This is a genomic window from Martinezella sp. CNPSo 3959, from assembly GCF_057784355.1.
In genome coordinates this window covers 249,127-267,953 of the sequence record NZ_JBXSOV010000003.1, presented here as the reverse complement: position 1 = coordinate 267,953, position 18,827 = coordinate 249,127, and the positions used below count along the sequence as shown (strand labels likewise).

General features: G+C 56.1%; 20 protein-coding genes and 2 pseudogenes. 15 read left to right on the top strand and 7 right to left on the bottom strand.

Translation table 11 applies throughout. The features are described 5' to 3' along the window. Positions 1–24 precede the first annotated feature (24 nt). A complete protein-coding gene (locus AC13RE_RS11935; protein ID WP_488563077.1) occupies positions 25–924 on the bottom strand; it encodes a LysR substrate-binding domain-containing protein in 900 nt (299 codons plus the stop codon). 190 nt (positions 925–1,114) lie between these two features. Between AC13RE_RS11935 and AC13RE_RS11930 the strand changes: the two genes are divergently transcribed. The 4 genes from AC13RE_RS11930 (at position 1,115) to AC13RE_RS11915 (ending at position 4,186) form a co-directional block, all read left to right on the top strand. Then, on the top strand, positions 1,115–1,807 hold the full coding sequence (locus AC13RE_RS11930; protein ID WP_488563076.1) for a type 1 glutamine amidotransferase domain-containing protein: 693 nt from the start codon (positions 1,115–1,117) through the stop codon (positions 1,805–1,807). 81 nt (positions 1,808–1,888) lie between these two features. Further along, positions 1,889–2,728, top strand: a complete 840-nt coding sequence (locus AC13RE_RS11925) for a type 1 glutamine amidotransferase domain-containing protein (protein WP_488563075.1) — start codon at positions 1,889–1,891, stop codon at positions 2,726–2,728. Positions 2,729–2,852: 124 nt separating this feature from the next. Further along, the gene (locus tag AC13RE_RS11920; protein WP_488563074.1) at positions 2,853–3,149 is read left to right on the top strand and encodes a putative quinol monooxygenase; all 297 of its coding nucleotides are present in this window, start codon (positions 2,853–2,855) and stop codon (positions 3,147–3,149) included. A gap of 14 nt (positions 3,150–3,163) precedes the next feature. Further along, positions 3,164–4,186, top strand: coding sequence for a Gfo/Idh/MocA family protein (locus AC13RE_RS11915; RefSeq protein WP_488563073.1), 1,023 nt, complete (start codon positions 3,164–3,166; stop codon positions 4,184–4,186). 100 nt (positions 4,187–4,286) lie between these two features. Here AC13RE_RS11915 and AC13RE_RS11910 read toward each other — a convergent pair whose 3' ends face one another. Together AC13RE_RS11910 and AC13RE_RS11905 are read right to left on the bottom strand one after the other, a co-directional pair. Beyond that, on the bottom strand, positions 4,287–5,078 hold the full coding sequence (locus AC13RE_RS11910) for an aldolase (RefSeq protein WP_488563072.1): 792 nt from the start codon (positions 5,076–5,078) through the stop codon (positions 4,287–4,289). A 27-nt stretch (positions 5,079–5,105) separates the two neighbouring features. Next, on the bottom strand, positions 5,106–5,810 hold the full coding sequence (locus AC13RE_RS11905; RefSeq protein ID WP_488563071.1) for a haloacid dehalogenase type II: 705 nt from the start codon (positions 5,808–5,810) through the stop codon (positions 5,106–5,108). Between the two features lie 90 nt (positions 5,811–5,900). On the opposite strand from AC13RE_RS11905, the gene AC13RE_RS11900 reads away from it, so the two are divergent. Next, the gene (locus AC13RE_RS11900) at positions 5,901–6,797 is read left to right on the top strand and encodes a LysR family transcriptional regulator (RefSeq protein WP_488563070.1); all 897 of its coding nucleotides are present in this window, start codon (positions 5,901–5,903) and stop codon (positions 6,795–6,797) included. A gap of 115 nt (positions 6,798–6,912) precedes the next feature. Here the strand turns inward: AC13RE_RS11900 and AC13RE_RS11895 are convergent, their stop codons facing one another. From AC13RE_RS11895 to AC13RE_RS11880, 4 genes and pseudogenes are all read right to left on the bottom strand, one after another. Further along, entirely contained in the window at positions 6,913–7,260 is a 348-nt protein-coding gene (locus tag AC13RE_RS11895) for a hypothetical protein (RefSeq protein WP_488563069.1), read from the bottom strand. Between the two features lie 68 nt (positions 7,261–7,328). Next, on the bottom strand, positions 7,329–7,553 hold the full coding sequence (locus tag AC13RE_RS11890; RefSeq protein WP_488563155.1) for a hypothetical protein: 225 nt from the start codon (positions 7,551–7,553) through the stop codon (positions 7,329–7,331). Between the two features lie 68 nt (positions 7,554–7,621). Beyond that, positions 7,622–7,729, bottom strand: a pseudogene (locus AC13RE_RS11885) (DUF932 domain-containing protein); the annotation flags it as partial. Next, positions 7,726–8,175, bottom strand: coding sequence for a DUF932 domain-containing protein (locus AC13RE_RS11880; protein WP_488563068.1), 450 nt, complete (start codon positions 8,173–8,175; stop codon positions 7,726–7,728). The pseudogene AC13RE_RS11885 and the gene AC13RE_RS11880, both read right to left, overlap by 4 nt. Positions 8,176–9,174: 999 nt before the next feature. Between AC13RE_RS11880 and AC13RE_RS11875 the strand changes: the two genes are divergently transcribed. The 10 genes and pseudogenes from AC13RE_RS11875 to AC13RE_RS11830 all read left to right on the top strand — a co-directional run bounded on the left by AC13RE_RS11875 (position 9,175) and on the right by AC13RE_RS11830 (position 18,786). Then, positions 9,175–10,833: a peptidase domain-containing ABC transporter gene (locus AC13RE_RS11875; RefSeq protein ID WP_488563067.1), complete on the top strand. Its 1,659-nt coding sequence runs from the start codon at positions 9,175–9,177 to the stop codon at positions 10,831–10,833. A gap of 2 nt (positions 10,834–10,835) precedes the next feature. Continuing rightward, positions 10,836–12,155, top strand: coding sequence for an HlyD family type I secretion periplasmic adaptor subunit (locus AC13RE_RS11870; RefSeq protein WP_488563066.1), 1,320 nt, complete (start codon positions 10,836–10,838; stop codon positions 12,153–12,155). Positions 12,156–12,161: 6 nt separating this feature from the next. Then, complete coding sequence (locus AC13RE_RS11865; RefSeq protein WP_488563065.1) at positions 12,162–12,602, top strand: toxin-activating lysine-acyltransferase; 441 nt, start codon at positions 12,162–12,164, stop codon at positions 12,600–12,602. Positions 12,603–13,623: 1,021 nt separating this feature from the next. After that, on the top strand, positions 13,624–13,848 hold the full coding sequence (locus tag AC13RE_RS11860) for a hypothetical protein (protein WP_488563064.1): 225 nt from the start codon (positions 13,624–13,626) through the stop codon (positions 13,846–13,848). Further along, positions 13,841–14,428: a hypothetical protein gene (locus AC13RE_RS11855; protein ID WP_488563063.1), complete on the top strand. Its 588-nt coding sequence runs from the start codon at positions 13,841–13,843 to the stop codon at positions 14,426–14,428. Before AC13RE_RS11860 ends, AC13RE_RS11855 begins: the two co-directional genes overlap by 8 nt. A gap of 464 nt (positions 14,429–14,892) precedes the next feature. Then, on the top strand, positions 14,893–15,354 hold the full coding sequence (locus AC13RE_RS11850) for a hypothetical protein (RefSeq protein ID WP_488563062.1): 462 nt from the start codon (positions 14,893–14,895) through the stop codon (positions 15,352–15,354). A gap of 483 nt (positions 15,355–15,837) precedes the next feature. Continuing rightward, positions 15,838–16,179, top strand: coding sequence for a hypothetical protein (locus tag AC13RE_RS11845; protein ID WP_488563061.1), 342 nt, complete (start codon positions 15,838–15,840; stop codon positions 16,177–16,179). Positions 16,180–16,409: 230 nt separating this feature from the next. Beyond that, positions 16,410–17,147 carry a tetratricopeptide repeat protein gene (locus AC13RE_RS11840; protein ID WP_488563060.1) on the top strand — a complete coding sequence of 246 codons (738 nt, stop codon included), beginning with the start codon at positions 16,410–16,412 and terminating at the stop codon, positions 17,145–17,147. 444 nt (positions 17,148–17,591) lie between these two features. Continuing rightward, positions 17,592–17,942, top strand: coding sequence for a helix-turn-helix domain-containing protein (locus AC13RE_RS11835; RefSeq protein ID WP_488563059.1), 351 nt, complete (start codon positions 17,592–17,594; stop codon positions 17,940–17,942). A 186-nt stretch (positions 17,943–18,128) separates the two neighbouring features. After that, a pseudogene (locus AC13RE_RS11830) lies at positions 18,129–18,786 on the top strand (hypothetical protein). Positions 18,787–18,827: the final 41 nt, after the last annotated feature.

The following is an 18,827-nucleotide window of genomic DNA, read 5'->3' as shown; positions in this document are numbered from 1 at the left end:
ACCGGCCGCACAGCCCGCTCGCGATTATCTCTCCACGAGAAAGTCGATGAGCGTGCGTGTCGCGGCCGACAGACGCCGGTGCGGGGCGAAGATCAGCGAAAAAGGCCGGGAGCGGCCCTGCGCATGGTCCAGCACCTCGACAAGACGTCCCTCTTTGACGCGGTCGCGAACGATGAAATCATAGGTCTGGCAGATGCCGAGACCGCTTTCGGCCAAGGACACGACACCCAGCACATCGTCAAACACACGGATGCGGCCGGTTGGCGTCCAGTCCAGATCACGCCCCCCGACACGAAACAGCCACGGCGCGCAGCGCCCCGTGCTCGGCATCACGAAAGGCAGACACTGGTGTTTAGCCAGGTCTTCGACATGCAGGGGCATGCCCGCCCGTTCGAGATAATGCGGGGCGGCGACAAGACGCAATGGCGCGTCCTCCAGTTTGCGCGCCACCAGTCCGCTATCGGGCAAGGGGCCGAGGCGGATCGCCAGATCGTAACCTTCCGCCACCAGATCGACATTGCGATTGGTGATGCTCAATTCGATCTGGACTTCAGGATAGGCCTGCATAAAACGCTCCAGCATGGCAGGCAGCCGGTAATGGCCATAGGTCGTCGGCACGCTGATGCGGACATGGCCCGTCAATGAGGCTCCCGTCGACCCCTGAATTGCCCGTTCCGCATCGTCGATCATCGAAAACGCCGCACGTGCCTGTTCGAGATAGGCCCGGCCCTCATCCGTCAAACTCAGACGCCGTGTGGATCGCCGCATCAGCTGCGCGCCAAGCCGGGCCTCCAGACGGGTGATCGCCCTGCTGAGGACCGATGCTGTCGTCGCAAGCCCAACGGCTGCCTCCGTCATCGAACCTTTTTCGGCAACGATGATGAATGCCTCCACGTCGCCGAGATGATCAAATCGCCGCCCCATTTTGGCCCCTTGCGAATAAGTCAGCTTCCCTTGGGTAAGTCTTATCCCCGATCATCGCGTCAACAAAGAGATTTCGTCCCTTTGAGAACAAATGAATTCCCCGAAGGCTCATTTATCCACTCGGCAGGCTTCAATACATTTGCCTCATCAAATGCGATCCAGTCTCACCCTCTGATGTCAGGAGCAATTCATGTCAAGCGCAACTCAGCCTATCAAACCGGTTCTCTTCGTCCTCACCAGCCACGGCACCAAGGGCGAGACGGGTGAACCCACCGGCTTCTACCTCGGCGAAGTCACCCATCCTCTTGCCGTCCTCGATGCCGCTGGTATCCCTGTCGAATTCGCCTCAATTGAGGGGGGAGAACCGCCGGTCGATGGCCTCGATCTCAATGACCCGACCAATGCGCGCTACTGGAACAGCGAAGGCTTCCGTAATGCTATTCGCAACACGTCGCGCCTCGCCGAAGTCGACCCGAAAAATTACGCGGCGATCTTTTTCGCCGGCGGGCACGGTGCGATGTGGGACTTCCCGACAAGCCCGGCGGTCAACGACATTACCCGCGGCATTTACGAAGCGGGCGGCGTTGTCGCCGCCGTCTGTCACGGCCCGGCCGCGCTGGTCAATGTCACGCTCAGCAATGGTGCCAATCTTGTCGCCGGCAAAAATGTCGCTGCCTTCACCGATGACGAGGAACGGGCTGTCAAGCTGGACAAGACCGTTCCCTTCTTGCTCGCTAGCACGCTCACCGCGCGCGGCGCACATCATCATCCGGCCGCCGACTGGACGGCGAAGGTTGTTGTCGACGGAAGGCTGGTCACGGGTCAGAACCCACAATCGGCGACCGGCGTGGGCGAAGCCTTACGCGACCTCCTGACCGCCTGAGCGGCGTCACCACACCACGAATAACACATCAGCGCTCCCCGCCCATGCGGGGCAGGGAGTGCCTATGTCTGGAGAAAGAACATGAAACCCATCCGCACTTTCGCCCTCGCCCTTGCTCTTGGAACAAGCGCATTCAGCGCACAGGCAGCCAATGTCCTGATCGTCCTCTCGGATTCCGATCACCTCGACCTGAAGGACGGCAAGGTTTTCCAGACCGGCTTTTATCTCAACGAACTGATGCAGCCGGTAAAGGCGCTGCAGGACGCCGGCCACGACATTACCTTCGCCACGCCGAAGGGAAGCGCCCCTACCCTCGACAAATCCTCGGTGGACAAGATGCATTTCGGTGACGACGTTGCCGCTATGGAAGAAAGCAGTGCGCTGCTCGAAAAGCTCAACCTGACATCGTCAGAGAAGTCGCCGGTCATCAGCCTCGCCCGCGTCGAGCAGATCGGCTACGACCATTTTGATGCCATCTATGTGCCGGGCGGTCATGCCCCGATGCAGGATCTTCTGGTCAGCCCGGAACTGGGCAAGCTTCTGACCGCCTTCCATATCAAGGGCAAGACAACCGCGCTCGCCTGTCACGGCCCGATCGCCCTGCTCTCGGCCCTTCCAGACGCCGAGGGCTTCACCACGAAGCTTGAGACAAGCGGTTCGGCGAAAGCCGACGGCTGGATTTACGCAGGCTATAAAATGACCGTCATCAGCAATGAGGAAGAGGGTCTCGCCAAGGGCCTGCTGAATGGCGGCGAAATGAAATTCTACCCGCAGACGGCCCTGGAAGCGGCCGGGGGTGACTTCATCAGCAACCAGACGCCTTTCACCTCACACATCGTGACCGATCGCGAATTGATTACCGGCCAGAACCCCGCTTCCGCCCCGGCCGTGGCCGCCGAACTGCTCAAGCGGCTGAAATAACCCAGCCGGACGATCAGCCGGCACCGCTCCCAATCCGGAGCGGCGTCCCGGCGTCATTCACCTCAGCACACAGCTTGACCGGCGCTCCATATCGCGAGCTGAAACCGGTTCGACAGGACAAAAAATGACCAGCAGCATCAAAGTCATGGCGCGCGTCGTGATAACGCCCGGCAAGGAAGGCGCATTCGAGACATATGCGGCGGAACTGTCCGTCTCGACACGAGCTGAGGAGGGATGCCTCTCCTATCATCTCCATCGCAACCTCAACCAGAAGGGTGTTTACGTCTTCATCGAGGAATGGGCGTCCCGTCAGGTATGGGAACAGCACATGTCCGGCGAAGCCATCCGCGTCTTCAATGCGCAACTGCCGCCAGGAACGATCGCTAACATCGAGATCCATCCCCTCGAACAGATCGCCTGAGAAGGGACATAACAATGACTAAGATGAACATCGGAATCATCGGCACAGGTTTCATCGCGACCATCCTCGCCCCGGAAATCCAGTTGTCCGGCAACGCACGGTTTGCCGCCGTTTCGAGCCGGACGCTTGCGAAGGCGGAGGACTTCGTCGCTCATTATCCGGGCACCATCGCCATCGAGGGCGCCGATCAATTGATCGCACGCGGCGATGTCGATGCCGTCTATGTCGCGACCCCCACCTCAGCGAAGGAATACGTCGCAAGCCGCGCACTGGCCGCCCGCAAGCACGTTCTCATCGAAAAACCGCTGCATTCCGCGGACTCTTTCAAGCGCCTGTCGGCTCTCGCCCGCGAGAAGGGCCTCGTGCTGATGGACGCGACCCACTTTGTCCATCATCCGCGCACGTCCGCGATGCGTCAGCGTCTTGGCGAACTGATCGGCTCCGCGCGCTCGCTGCACACCATGTTCTATTTCCCCTTCTCAGACCGGGAGAACATCCGCTTCGACCTGACCGACGAGCCGATGGGCGCGGTTGGCGACATGGCCTGGTACTCGATGCGGGCCGTCGTCGAATATCTCGCACCGGACACCCTCGAGGATATCAAGGTCTTTGGCGAGCGCGATCTGCAGTCGAATGCGGTCATCCGCGCGACCGGCGTGCTGAAATTCGACGCCGGCAAGACCGCTATCTTCGATGTCGGCTATACCGCAGGCGCCGCAGTGATGGACCTGACCGTCGCCGGAACCTCCGGCATCCTGACGCAGGACGACTTCGTTCTCGACTGGCGCAGCGGCTTCGGCTTCGACAATCCCGACATTCCGACGGGTTTCGTCCATCGTTCCGGCATGGCCACGAGGAAAGATTTCGCCTTCGTCGAAACGCCGAGCGAACGATCGCAGCATGGCCTAATGATCGAGAATTTCGCCGATCTGATCCGCAACGGCAACGCCGCCGGACGGGAGAAATGGCTTGAGGCGACCGCGAAGACGCAAAGCTTCCTCGACGCGATCTGGCGAGAAATCCAGACGCAGGGCTGAGCCCTCCCGACAATGAACCTCAAATCGGAACATGAGACAAAATCCATGAACAGCGGCGTGCTACATACCGCCGCCGCTCCATCTTTATCGCACCGAGCAGTCACAGCCGATAGTCGGGCGCCTGGACGTCGAGCCGGCGCTTGATGCTTTCCAGATGCAGCCGTGCGCTCTCGGGATCACCCTCCCGCATCTGTCTGGCGGTCGCTTCCGCGATGTCGGGATCGACCGGGAGAAGCCGCCGCCCCGTGCTCATCGCCTTTAACTGCACTTCTGCCGCGCGCTCAAGATAATAGAGATCGTCCCAGGCTTCCGCGATGTTCGGCGCGCAGACCATGACGCCATGATTTTTCATGAAGAGAATAGCCTTGTCGCCAAGCACACGCGCCAGACGATCCCCCTCACTTTCGTCGAGCGCGAGACCGTTATAGTCCTCGTCGACGACCGTGCGGCCATAAAATTTCAACGCGGTCTGCCCGGCCCAGATGAGCGGCTCCCCTTCAACCATGCTGAGCGCAGTCGCATTCGGCATATGGGTATGGAATGCCGCACCGATGTGCGGCGCCATCTTATGCAGGCGGGCATGGATGTAGAAGGCCGTCGCCTCTGGCTCGCCGTCGCCGGACAGCACATTGCCGTCGAAATCACAGATCAGCAGGCTGGACGCCGTCGCCTCCTCGAAAGCCCAGCCGAGCCGGTTGACCAGGAAGAGATCGGCATGTCCAGGCACAAGTGCCGAAAAATGGTTGCAGATGCCCTCTTCGAGGCCATATCGTGCCGCAGCTCGCAAACAGGCGGCAAGATCGACGCGCGCCTGCCAAATCACCTCCCCGTCGAGATCGGTGTTTCGCAGGATGGCCGGTGCGGCCTCGCCGCGTTTAAGTTCATGCGCCATGAATATTATCTCCGTCAGAACAATCGCCTATTCCATCCAGCCCGCAGCGGAAAGCAAGCGGCAAACCTCGTCAAGCCGGGTGACCGTTTTATTCGGCACGTAGTCGGCAAGCGGCTTCCGGCCGGTTCCGCGATCAACCCAGATCGTTCTGAACCCAAGTTCCCTTGCCGCGGCGAGATCGAGATGCGGACTGGCGCAGATGTGGACCAGCTGTTCCTTTTCGATACCCAACTCTTTCCAGGCGTACTGGAATATCTGCCTTGTCGGCTTGTAAGCACCGGCCTGCTCCGCCGTAATGACACGATCGACCGAACCACCGAGTTGCACGACGTTTCCGGCGATGATCTCGTCGTCGGTGTTCGAGACGATGGCGAGCTTGAAACCTGCCGCCTTCAGCCTCGTCAGCGTGGAAACCACCTCCGGAAAGGGCGGCATGCGGCTGATGGACGATGTCAGGATGTCTGCATCGTCAGGCGATGCATCAAGGGAAAACTCGCCCATCGCCAGCTCAAGGGCCGTCGCGCTCACCTCCTTGAACGACCGGTGCGGGCGCTCCTCCTCCAAGCGATGTTCGTGCCGATCGTACACGGAAATAAAGGCATCGCGGTCGATGGAACGGTCTTTTCCGGCAAGGATGCTATCCATCGCCGCCAGCAAGCCTTCGTCCCACTGGATGAGGGTGCCGTAGCAATCGAAAGTCAGCCATTCCGGCCGCGGTCCTGAAAGTGTCATGTCGCTCTCCTGATGAACTGCCGGCAGGATTGACATACAGCGGCATTATTTGGAAATTGGATGTCGCGATATTCATCATTGGAAAATTAAATGACCTTCGGATTTGATCTCGATCTTCTGCGAACGTTCGCCGCTGTGGTGGAAACGAGCGGGTTCACGCGAGCAGCAGACCGCGTGCATCTCACCCAATCGACCATCAGCCAGCAGATCAAAAAGCTCGAGACCAACCTCGGCCATGTTCTTCTTATCCGCGACCGCGCAACTGGGCGCGTTCGCGCCACCGAAGAGGGCGAGGTTCTGATGAGCTATGCCCGGCGGATATTGTCGGTTTCTGCCGAAGCAAACGAAGCGCTCGGCCGATCCATACCCTTGCCGAAAACTGTTCGCCTTGGGGTTCCCGAAGACTTCGCAGGTCAGCGCATGATCGATCTGCTTTCCGGCTTCGCGCAGGCTCGCCCAGGCGCAAGGCTCGATACGATCAGCGGTTGGAGCTTCGAGCTTCGTCGACTCCTGCAGGCAGGAGAAATCGACCTCGCCCTCGTCAAGCGTGAGCCGGGGGACGGCGCCTGCATCGCCAAATGGGAAGAACGATTGGTCTGGGTCGGCGATCCATTGCTCGCTATCGGGAACGATCCGGTTCCGCTTGCGGTCTTCCCAGCAGGCTGCATCTATCGAGAAAGGGTGATACGGGCGGTGGAGCGCAGCGGCAAAGCCTGGCGTATCGCTTTTTCCAGCCAAGGCCTCATGGGGGTACAGGCAGCCGTCGCCTCTGGCCTCGGCATCAGCCTGCTACCTCACGATGCAGTGCTGCCGGAGCACCACGTATTGACCTGCGCGGATGGCTTTCCGCCTGAAGCCTGTTCGGAACTCGCGCTCATCGCCTTGACGAAAAAGCTGGAACCGGCCGTCCGCGAACTGGGCGATTTCCTGGAGGCAAAGCTGACAGCGCTACAGGCTCCCACAGATCGGCCGAGGCTCCCGATTTGATTTGAATTTCGACTGCCTCGCGCGAGGTAATATGATCGGCGCCCTTTGATAAGATCAGGTTACGGCGCGATCGCACTGCTGGTCCCTTAATATCCGCCGCCAAATCATCACGATTTCAGCCGTGGTCGTTTTCCTTCGATGTTGCGGCTACCAAGGCCTCGTTCTCATCCTTGGCGAGTGTGATGAGCTCAGCGTCCGTGCGGAGGGCTGAACAAAACGCAAGGCGATACCGGACGATGCAGGAAAGGCCGCTATCAGTCGAAATTCGAAACCCTTCCGGGACCTCCTCGAACCATCGGTCACCGGCTTCAATGCAGTCGCGAATATTGTTTAACGTGACAAAAAATGCGCCGCCCCACGATGAGGGGACGCGGGCGTGGATTGCGTTAGCCAATGCCACGGGACGAACATGCCCAGTGATTTCTCGCAGATTGGGGATGGCGACAGGGTGCGCGGTGTTCATAGATGCTCTCCGATAGAGTGGTGATGGATTGAGAGCGCCGCCAGCGCGGCGGCGCTCCTGCAACCGGGTCAGGATTTTAGTGCGGCCATCCGTTCGCCGAGCAGCCAAAGCGCCTTGTTGAGCTTGATATCTTGATCGATACCGTTCGCACCGCGGGACTTGACGCGACGCAGCCTGCCGAGATCGTCGCGGCCAACACCACGCAATCCGCCCTTGATGGCGTTTTCCTGCACCACATTCCAGATCGTCCATAGATCGTCGGCGCGGTCGTCATGACGAGGGGGGACCAGCAACTGTTCGGCCTTGATCGGCGTCGTCGTTTCGCCTTCGCTGTCACCAATCGCAGGACGTGGGCGGCGTCCGCCAGAATACCCCTCTCATCTCGGTTCAACCGTAGGGTTGACCAATCCTGCGGAGCGGCAAGGGTCCGTTCGGCCTCGCCAAGGACGCGGTACGTGCCTTCGATCACCTTATGCTGCACGTCGCCGGAATGGCGTACCTTGATAGCATCGATGGTGCCGGTCTGTGTGACCAGGGAATGAGGCAACGGACCGGGAACAACCCCGCCATCAATTCGTAGGCGCTGGTTCCGTCATTGGCATTCTTCAGAAGGATTTCGCAAACGGTATCGCCGACATTGTAGACCTTGCCATCATCGGTACGGCGCAGGCGGATAAGGTGCTTGGTGAAGTCGGCCTTCCCCTCTACGCGGCTGCGTGATTGCTTCGCTCCAACTGGCATGAAACCTTCCCGCATGAGACCGCGCAGAATCTCGATAGTGGGAATGGGTCGGAACCGTTCGGACCGGCTTTCGTGGGCGGTCACGGCAAAGATCGACGGTGCAATGCGGCGCATTTCGGTTTCGGTCAGTGCCCGGCCAGAGTCGAAACGTGCGGTCTCGGTATAGATGCTCATCATCTCTCTCCAAATTTCTCGTTGCCACCCCGAAGGGCAAGCCTCCTCGGGCGAAGCCTCCCCGATCTTTTCCGGGGAATGGCCTCTGACATTCCCCGGGACAGAGGGGGAGGGCGAAAGCCCGCCCCGCGGCGGCGAACGGGACTGTCAAGCGGCGTGGAGCGGAAGGCGGGGTATCTTCACGGGTCCGCTTTGCGGACTGGCGCGGAAGATGAACCGGCTTCGCGGGCCTCTTGACCGGCCTGGGCGGCGATGTCATGGGGCGAACAAATGGAAGCGGCCCGGAGCGGGCCTCATGATCAGCTGCGTCAGCAGCGCGATTGACGAGCGATCATCAAATGATCGCTCCTGGGCCAACGCAGTCCTGAAAAATGGAGAGTTTAGGAGAAATCAGCATAGCGCCGCCGCAAGCGGGTTTGCGGCATTCTCGTCACGTTCCGGGAGAATCTTGAACAGACACGCGCAAAAGCCTGGCGGCTAGCCGATGCATTGCCCAGGATAGCCGATCCGCAGTCGCTATATTTCCTGGGCATAGTGCAACCGCGGCCTTACGTGCGAAAAGCGGCAGTTCGCGACACAACCTGATGTCCCGAAACTGCCGCTGCCAGGCTACCTAGAAGCTATCTTACCTTCCGCTAGACGGATCTCGGCCGCCACCAAGGCGACCGCCCTTGGTCGCCCCACTGTTTGGATAACCCATCGCCCGGAATGAGTCGTTAATCTTCCCAGTAAACTGGCCAAGATAAGATCGAGCATAGCCCTGATTGTTTCCGGGATTTTTCGATGCGTTGACCTGACCATCGAAGCTATAGCCGACGTCGACGCCAACACCGACACCCTTGTTGAATGAGCTAGAACCACCAGAGTTCGAAGAGCCGCCCATAAAAGTATCCTTTCTAGACTTTGCTGTTGAAAACATAACGATAAGACGTTACAGCAACCATTAGTATGTTAATCGTTACACATTTCAACTCAAAAATTAGAGCTAGATAGAGAAAATTGGAAGAGGAAAAACCTGCATCTTTTTCGTGGTTTACGAAGACCACCGGCGCATATGCGGGCCACATATTTGAACTATCAATTATTTCTATCGTTCTTCGCTTTCTCGGACTAGTTCAGCCATTCGTGTTTCAAGCACTTATAGATAGAATTATTCCATTTCAGCGTGAGAGCAGTCTCTACATTGTTGTTGCGGTCTTGGTCGCGGTGGCGCTCTTCCAAAGCTCATTTAAATCGATCTCGACATATCTCGGAGCGCATTTACTCAATCGTCTGACGCGCGAATTCAGTCTTCGAATTTTCAATCACGTTCTGCGTTTGCCACTGCTTACGCTGCAGAAGTGGCAAGTGGGTGAACTCTTCGCGCGCATGGGTGAGATCGAAACGATCCGTCAGTTCCTGACCGGGACCATATCCGGGGTAGCGATCGATATATTGTTTTCATTTATATATTTTGGGGCGCTTTTTTCTATCAGCCCTCCGCTGACCTTGATCATCATTGTGGTTCTGCCCACGCAAATGGCGGCAATCGCTTTGGTTGGGCCGTTCATACGTCAACGTTTGAAGCAGTCCTTTCTTACGAATTCGGCGCATCAATCTCGCATGATTGAAACGTTCCAGAATCTCGAAACGGTAAAAGCGCAAGCATCGGAGAGCCTTCACGTCGGACGACTAGACGAAACAATGTCCGCCTCCCTCACACTCCGTTTCAAAATCACGAAACTTCACATTATTAATGAGGTAATCGGTGATGCTTTCGGCAGTGTGTTCGACATCTTACTCATCTTCTTCGGTGCGATGTACGTGCTGGAAAACTCGATATCACTTGGACAACTTATTGCATTTCATCTCCTTGCGGGACACGTGTCCGGCCCGATTCTTGGCCTCACCTCCCTGTGGGAGCATTGGCAGGAGATCAAAATCGCTCGGCTGCGCCTCGGCGATATCCTCAACGCTCACCCCGAAGCAGGCACGGCGAAACAGAATTTTTTCCTGCGCGAGCCAGCCAGCCTACGTCTGGATGCGGTTTCTTTTGGATACTCCCCGGCACGGCTTGTACTCGACAATGTGAACCTGACAATCAATCCAGGGCATCTGACCATCATGGTTGGGCCGTCGGGTTTTGGTAAGTCCACCTTGGCCAAGGTCATGAGCGGCCTGTATCAGCCGGACAGCGGCACCGTGTTGGTTAATGATCAAGCGATCGGCAATTTTACCGTCGAAAGCGTTAGAGCCAACCTAGCCTATCTGCCCCAAGAGCCGGCGCTATTCGCCGGAACGATCCGAGAAAATCTCCTCCTTGCCAATGGAGGGGCGACTGAGAAGGAGATGGAAGCGGCTTTGAAGGCCAGTGCATGCGCCGAAATGATCGAGCTGATGCCCGATGGGATAGATACCCATGTTGGCGAATATGGTTCGTCCCTTTCAGGGGGGCAGCGGCAAAGATTAGCGCTCGCGCGCCTGCTTCTAAGCGCTCCAAACGTCTTGATACTTGATGAACCGACAAGTGCGCTAGATGAACAATCCTCGAGGCTCATCGTTGCGGCATTGCGTGAGTTGGCGCGAACTCGCACTATTGTCATTATAAGCCATCGACCGGAATTGTTTGGGACCGATGTCACAATTGTCGACCTCGCTAAACTACTGGAGCGCAACTGACAATGACGTCGCTATCCATACCCCAAACATCCCCGACGGTAAGGATGACGGCTTGGCTTCTTCTGGCAATGTTCGCCAGCGTAGTCGGAGGAAGCATCATGGCGAAAACTGAAGTTGTTGCGCGCGGTTTGGGCAAGGTGGTTCCGAAGGCGCGCATCCAACAGATTCAGCCTCTTGCTGACGGCAAGATCGCGCAACTGGATGTGGATGAGGGGCAAGTTGTCACCAAAGGGCAGGTGTTGGTGGCGCTCGATCCGACTAGCGCCCAAAGCGATATCCAGCGGATCCAGTCCGATATCGAGCAGCAGTCACTCAATGCCGCCGTCGCGGCAGCGCTTATTCATCCGTTGACGGAGTATGATCCGGTTACCGAAGGTTTCGTTGAGGCTGGAATCCAGAAATTCGAGCGGGATTGGCATGTGGAAGCGGGAAGAGAAGCAGAGGGCGAGATGCTTGTTCGCGCCACTTTAACTGCCTTGAAAGATCAGGTTTTGCAGATCGATGCACAACTCAATTATTTGGAGGTCCAGCAGCGCGCTCAGTCCGCGCGAATCGCAAAGGCGAAGGTCGATCGGGATATCGTTCTGCAGAAGCTGGAATCGGCGAGCACCCTGGCGAGACAAGGTATCGTGAGCCGCAACGAATATCTCGATAGGCAGAGGGAATTGAAAGCCATCGAGGGCGACATTGGCGTAACGGAGCAAGAGCTCGCTGTGCTGGTTGCATCCGCTGAGGCTCTAAAACGCCAGAGAATGGCGACGATCTCGGAGAATCTGGCGACACAGCACCGTAGCCTTCAGGAGGCGAAAATCGCCCGCAATAGCTCAAGTGCCATCTTACATGCTGCCCAAGAGCGGTTGAGCAACACGATCCTTCGGGCGCCCGTGGCGGGTAGAATAGAAAATATGACTGTCCACACAGTCGGTGGCTTCGTCCAGGCGGGATCAACCCTGATGGGTGTTGTCCCTACTCAAGGCGGCATGGAGATTGAAGCATTCTTTGACAATCGCGATGTTGGCTTCCTTGAAGTCGGTCAACAAGCATATGCGAAATTTGATGCCTTTCCCTCGGAGCGTTTCGGGGTCGTCAAGGGCCGTGTTTCGAGTATCGGCGCAGATGCTCGACAGAACGGCGCATCACAATGGGTCTACGCCGCCCGACTGCAACTCGATCAGCCGGCCTTGCATGTGGATGGCAAAGAGATCGCATTCTCACCCGGCATGACCGCCACGATCGACGTCGTGACTTCAGAGCGACGGCTTATCTCGTACTTTTTTGAGCCGGTAACCAAGGCCATACAGAACGGATTGAAGGAGAGATAATATTCCATGGAAGCCAAACCGCATTCGAAATCACTTCCGCCGATCGAAGCACTCGGTAGTATGACGCTGCTGGCCTTACAATCACCCTTGCATCGAAGCTGGAGTGTTGTCGACATGGAGAGCAATTTCGTGCCAGCACTGCGGACTGGTCAGTGCAAGGTATACTTTCATGATAAGGATGATCCGTTCGCTTTCGTTACTTGGGCGCTCGTCGATGAAGATACGCATCTGCAGATGCTCAAAGATGGGATCACGCCCCAAGAGGATAAGTGGAGATCAGGGGATAATCTTTGGTTCATCGATATTGTGGCCCCATTTGGGGATGCTGCCATGGTGATCCGCGATATGCGGCTCAATTATTTCTCTCATTATCTTCGTGGACATTCCATCAAGCGTAATCCAGACGGATCTATAAATAGAATAAAAAAATGGAGAAATATCCGATAGAAGCGAGCGCGCTGCCCGGATTATTTTCATTCGATAGTTCATTGCCGTACCATCGTGGTCGAAGCGGCGACGTGCCTCAGGAAGGGTCGAAACGTGCCAAACAACATTTTTGTACTTGATATCTTTCTACTCGCGGCTCTCGAAGAATTCATTAAGTGTATGATCGTTCTCGGATTCAAGGTGATAAAGTTTAGACCTTGGATATCAATTTTCATATTTGCTATTATAGAGGGTGTAGGTCACTATGTCGGGATCGTTGATCACCTCACGGAGATGGGAGTTTCAGGATTTTTGCTATATCTATTTACAGGAATATTATTAATATCGACAAAGAACTTTCATGTGGCAACGAGTTTCATTTATCTGAAATCGAATACAATTATAATTCCTATAATTTACTGCACTGTATTTCATTACATCACGAATATATTCACATATAATCTTCCAACTCTTAGCCTAAACTACTACGTATTTGGGTCGATTGGTTTTATCGCTTACGATCTCGTCATGGTTCTCCTATATTTTTCAGCTCGCCGTTATATAGGCGCGCTGCGTATGAAATCTGCGGCATAATCTGCTTCCGCCAGAGTGTCTGATTTGCGCAGAGTGACGGCAAGCAGTGGGACCGGGCGCAGCTCAGCTGTGGCTCCGGCCACAACGTTGTTGCGTCGCCACGAGTTCATAACGCTGTGCGCAGAGCGCCAGAGGCGCTTCGAATCCTAGAATGGAGAGCATCGGAGAAATCAGCATGGCGCCGGCTGCAGGCCGGGATTTCGGGAATTCTCGACGCGCAAGGAGCGGTATAAGGGTAGCCGCAGGAGCTTCAACGAAGTGAAGCGGGACCGACTGCCTCCGCCCCTTGCGCTCCGCTTTTCATGGGCAGGTGGGTGTTCATTGAGGGAGCACCCTTGACTCCATTCCAAATGAGAACAACTTGCCGGGGCAATCACCGGCCGCGCAATTTCCATATCGACACATCAGCAGTTCGAACCCCCATGATTCCAGGGGTGCAGGAGACGTATTGCCTCATGACAGCGCAGCCGCTCAAACACATGAACCGCACTTCGATCAGGTCGCTTCCGTGCTTGAGCTCTTCGCAGGTGACACCAACGCCGCGATCGGCGCTCTGCTCGCCGAACTGCAGTTCGTCCGTGAACAGCTGGCCCTCTGCGAGGCTGGAATGAGTGTCGGCTTTACGCGCGGCTGGGTTCCGCGCTTTGAAAGCGAAGGAGGAAGCAATGTTTGAATATTCAAGAGATCCACGGCCAAGAGACGATGTTCTCACCATAAGCCAGGACGACGCGCAGGCGCTATATGATTTCGTCGGCTATTTGGGCCGACATGCCTTCGATACGTTCAGAGACGACCGACCCGGCTTCCGTGGAAAGTCGCCAGACATGCTGCGCCATCTCGGCAGGATGCGCGACCTGCTGGAAAACGTCATCGACTACCCGACCTTGGACGAGGAACTTTGCTGGGATGAGCCGAAGCCGCTCGCGACAGACGAGGTTCATGGCTTGCTGCTGACCGAGATCGGCAACCGACCCGGCATCCGGCTTCTCGAGATTTTGGTTTACTGGAATGACGAACACCGAAACTTCGGATCGCTTCAGCTTGCCGTCGATGACGAGGCTGGCGAGACCTGTGGTCTTTTTGAGGTCGAGGATGTCGCTGGCCAGCAGGTCAGTTGCGGTCCCGGCTGGTCTCAATCGGGGACCGATTTGGACGAGACGATCCGCATGTTCCTCAGGGCCTTTCCGCTGCTGGAATTGGAAGCGCGCAACGAGGACTGCATCAACGGGATGCTGGCTGCGAAAGTCGCCTAACGGTTCACCAAACGCAGGTACCTCCGAAATCAATCCGGACGGCTACCAGTTCATTCCGCGAGTGATCTTTTACTCATATCACTCGAGCTTCCCGCAACGCTTGGCCCGACCTCAGATCGGCGAAGCTTCGCGGGATAGAATGCGCTGGGTTCTGACGGGTGCAACGACCTGGATGAAAGCTGGGGCGGATCTAAATAATACGATCGGCATCTTCACCGACGCAATGTCGCTTAACGAAGAGGATGGGCTGGATCTTACGCATGATAGACGCTTGAGAAAGCTCCGACCCAGGCAGACGTGCTCTCCGCGCAACGCTGCGCAATTACGCGAACAGCTCCCACTTATTGGATAAGGATTGTCCGTGAGCCGGTGTGGAAAGACGTGAAACTCCGGCACATTCCGCTCGACTTTTGCGTGCAACCATACAAGATGCCATCAGTGGAACGGCAGGAGATGAGGGCTTCGTGACAACAATGACACGTCCAGCAAAGTGCAAGTACAGGGACATAAGAATTTGGCCAGCTCTATTTACGGGCATCGGAGTGTTATTCTCTGGATGCGCGGCGGCTGCAGATTCGGTCACCGCCAGGTCCGGTGAAAGAACTCTCATCGGCATGGCTATGGCCATCGATAAAAGCTGCACATCAGCAACAGCCACCTTTATTTACCCGGAGACCCCGGGCTATCCCGCCCACGGCCAAGTCAGCTACAAATTGGCTAACGGCCATTTCAAAAAAGATACCTCCTATGTCTGCGCTGGCAAAACGACGAGAGGCGTTGCCGTAATTTATCGATCTGATCCGGGCTTCATCGGCACCGACAAGGTCACCGTTCGAACCTTCGATCACTCAGAGCACGTTATAAACATCACGGTCGTAAAAAAATCATCACGGCTGCCGCGCTCTTCGAAACTCAGAGGTTTATAGGGTTCCGGGCCTTTCTTTCGGTCATGCGGCTGAAGTTCATTATGCGCATGATTATCCTATTTGAGGCAAGCTTATAGAGCGTCATCGCGAACGGAGAGATTGCAATGAGGAAATCACCCTTCGAACATGCCAAGGGCACCTAGAGCTGAGACAATCGCCGGACCGTCAGATGAATTTCCCGGGAACTTCGACGAAGCTGATAATCTACAGGACATTGCTGGTCGCACTTTGTGTGGTGGCGCTTATGATCTGGATAGAAACAATTAAGGTTTTGGCAGTCGTTCTTTTGGCATGCCTGCCTGGATTGCTCAATGAGCAGCTCCAGTCTCAGTTCGGCGATAAGTTCTTTATTCCCTACCGATTTATCGCTCCTTACCGACTGTTTCTTTTCATTTGGAATGGCTTTCGATCACAACGAGGCTAGGTCGCATAATGGCGTAGTGCTTGGTCCGCTAAAAGCACCTGAGAACAGAGGATATTTGGATGAGAACCGTTTTGGCATTAGGTGCGGCAATCGCTTTAACTTGTCCGACGCTGAGCCACGCCATCGGCGCGGCACACCATCATTCGTCCCATCGCATCTGTTATGCCAAGATCGGCGATGGGCCGAGCCACAAGTGCAACCAGCTACTTTACATGAAGAACTTTCCCATTGGTGGTGAATCGATCATTGCAAAAACAGACCTTGGCGATTTCAGCTTGAGTGGGAAGAAAGTTGATTCAAACATACTTGCGATCAGCGATCGTCTATGTACAGCGCCCGCTGAAGGGCAAAGGAAAATGCATATTGACGATGTCTGCTGTCGGAAGGCTGTCCAAGGCTGACTGCGCGGTTCAAACCGAGCTGGGATTGGCAATCCTGAAATCTACCGGCGATGACCCCAGCGATGCCTCCTTGGTGCTTGGCCCTATACATCACTGAGAAGCTTTGCTGGCCGAACTTGGTCGTGCAACGGTACACACGGAGCTTTCATGCTCACTTCAGGAATATTGCAGGCCGCCAAAGACGGTATATTATCAACGCGGGACCTTCGGGAAAATTCGAGGAAGAGGGCATGCGCTGGTCAAGGATTGCCGTGGCTTTGATAGCCGTGCTTTGCTTAGCGACAGGGAGTTTTGTTGACGATGGGAAAGATGCCTATTTGCGTGGGGACTACAAGAAGGCCCTGGACGCTTGGCAAGCACTAGCTGCCCAAAACAATGCGCCGGCTGAATTTGGTCTCGGTCTTCTCTATGAGCACGGCTATGGGGTGACCCAAAGCTATGAGGCGGCTGCCGCTTGGTACCAGAAAGCAGCAGAGCAAGGGGAATTCAGGGCACAGGACAATCTCGGCTTGCTATATCTACTAGGCCACGGCGTTTCGCAAAATGATGCTACGGCGGCGATGTGGTTTTCCAAATCTGCCGCGGTAGGTATTTCGGATGCTGAGCTCAATCTGGGTTGCATGTATCTGTGGGGGCGAGGCGTGAACCAGGACGACGCACAGGCTGTCATTTGGTTTCGGAAGGCGGCACAGCAGGGACATGCTAGAGCTCAAAATAACCTTGGCGCAATGTATGAGTATGGTCGCGGCACGGCTCAAGATTATGCACAGGCCATCTTCTGGTTCCGCAAGGCTGCCGCGCAAGGCGACGCTGCCTCCGAAAATAGTATAGGTTACATGTTGGAAGTTGGCCTTGGTATACCACGAGACATGGACGAGGCCGTTGCCTGGTACCGAAAGGCGGCGGGGCACGGAGATCCTTCTGCAAAGCTCAATTTGCAGAGACTGTTTCCTATCGAGAGGGCGTAATTTCGCAACAGCTTGTTCTCAGCAAAATGGCTTTTGGTTGCGTCCCGACAATTTCTGATCGATAGTCTCCCCACGGCATATCGTGCACACGGCGTGCCTGCGTATCGCGCTGAGGCGACGCTGAAAGTGTTGCCGATCCGTAGCTAACGGGTTCGGCCGCCTGATCCATCCCATCGATTTCGGACTGCTCTTGTTCTGACCCCTCCATTGGCACCAGGCGCTACAAACGCATCTGCGCCGCTTTATGGGGCTTGTGGTATAGCTTTGACGCGCGCGCTATTGCATTTGATTGTAGCACCAGGACAATCTCCAATAGGCTGCATTAATAAGACGGACGGCGAATAGAATCCACATGCCGTCCACTCCCAGCATCAGCACTCCATAACATATGGTTCCGCCTTTCACTGGCTGCGGATTTCAATGCAACCAGTAAGGGAGTATTCTGTGGCTTACGATCTCGCTCGCGGTAGACGTATTCGCGAGGCAATGTCTCGCAGTAACATCCGGAAAATTCACGCGGTTGCCGCTGAGCTCAATGTATCTGTTGCCGCCGTCTCACGCTGGCAAAATGGCGGCCACACCTCGCTGGAAAGCGCCTGCGCCCTAGCCAGCCTGTTGGATGTTTCCCTCGACTGGCTACTTCTTGGGCGCGGCACTATTGACCGGCATGAGGACACATCAGTCTCGACAACTGAACTGGAATGGGTACGGGCATTCCGCAGCCGATCCACGACTATCCAGTCTTGCCTCATGCGGATCTTGGAGGCCATTCCTCCCGAACTTGAATTGCGCTGAGCGCAAAATGTGTTCTCCATTTTTACCCTGAGCTCAACAGCTTCAAGTTGATTAGGAATAATTTATATTAGATATTTCTAATCAGGGTTTCAAACAAAGCACCGAATGATCGGGCGGCAAGCTCTTCGAGCTTCAGCCGCGGGAGAGACCCTGTGCTTCACTCTCAACGCAAAAGGATTGTTGACCATGTCTACATTGCTGACCATCAACGTGAAGAACTACCAGCCGCAGACACTTTTTCCAGCAGCCGGCCATCTATACCGGCGGCGGACAAGTTTATTCAAACAGCCTCTTTTCGCAATCTCTCGGCAACTATGATGCAACCGGCGCAATCCTGACCTTCCAGGTCAATCTGCAATATTATGCCGGCATCCAGCAGGCGAACACGCCGCCGCAGATCGGATCGTCCTCGGGCTTTGCCTCCGCCAGTCGTGCCATCGACCTAGCCCCGAGTGCAGGCGGCGGATCTCCGAACGATTGGACGACCGCAACCGTATCGCCGCTGGGTCTTTCCGCACCGGTCAACGGCCAGGGCGTCCAGCCGGGCGCCTTCCGTATCACGACGCCAAGCTTCACCTCGCCTCCCTACTACAATGTCGGCTCGGCGATCGCCGTCAATGGCGGCATCGTGCTGTCCAACTTCGTGCAGGCAAACCCGATGAACAACATCGATTGCCAGCCGATCCTCAAATACTTCGTTCAGATCGGTGCCTACACTCCGGGCAACGTCATGAACTTCTCGCAGTCGAGTGTGAATGCCGCGCTCTCCGACTTCACAGGTGGCTACACCATCTGCAACGTTAGCTTGCAGGCTAACGGCAACTGGAGCACGCAGCTGCAGTAGGCCGACTGCGGACACGCGGGTGAAAAACGTGTCTCCTCACC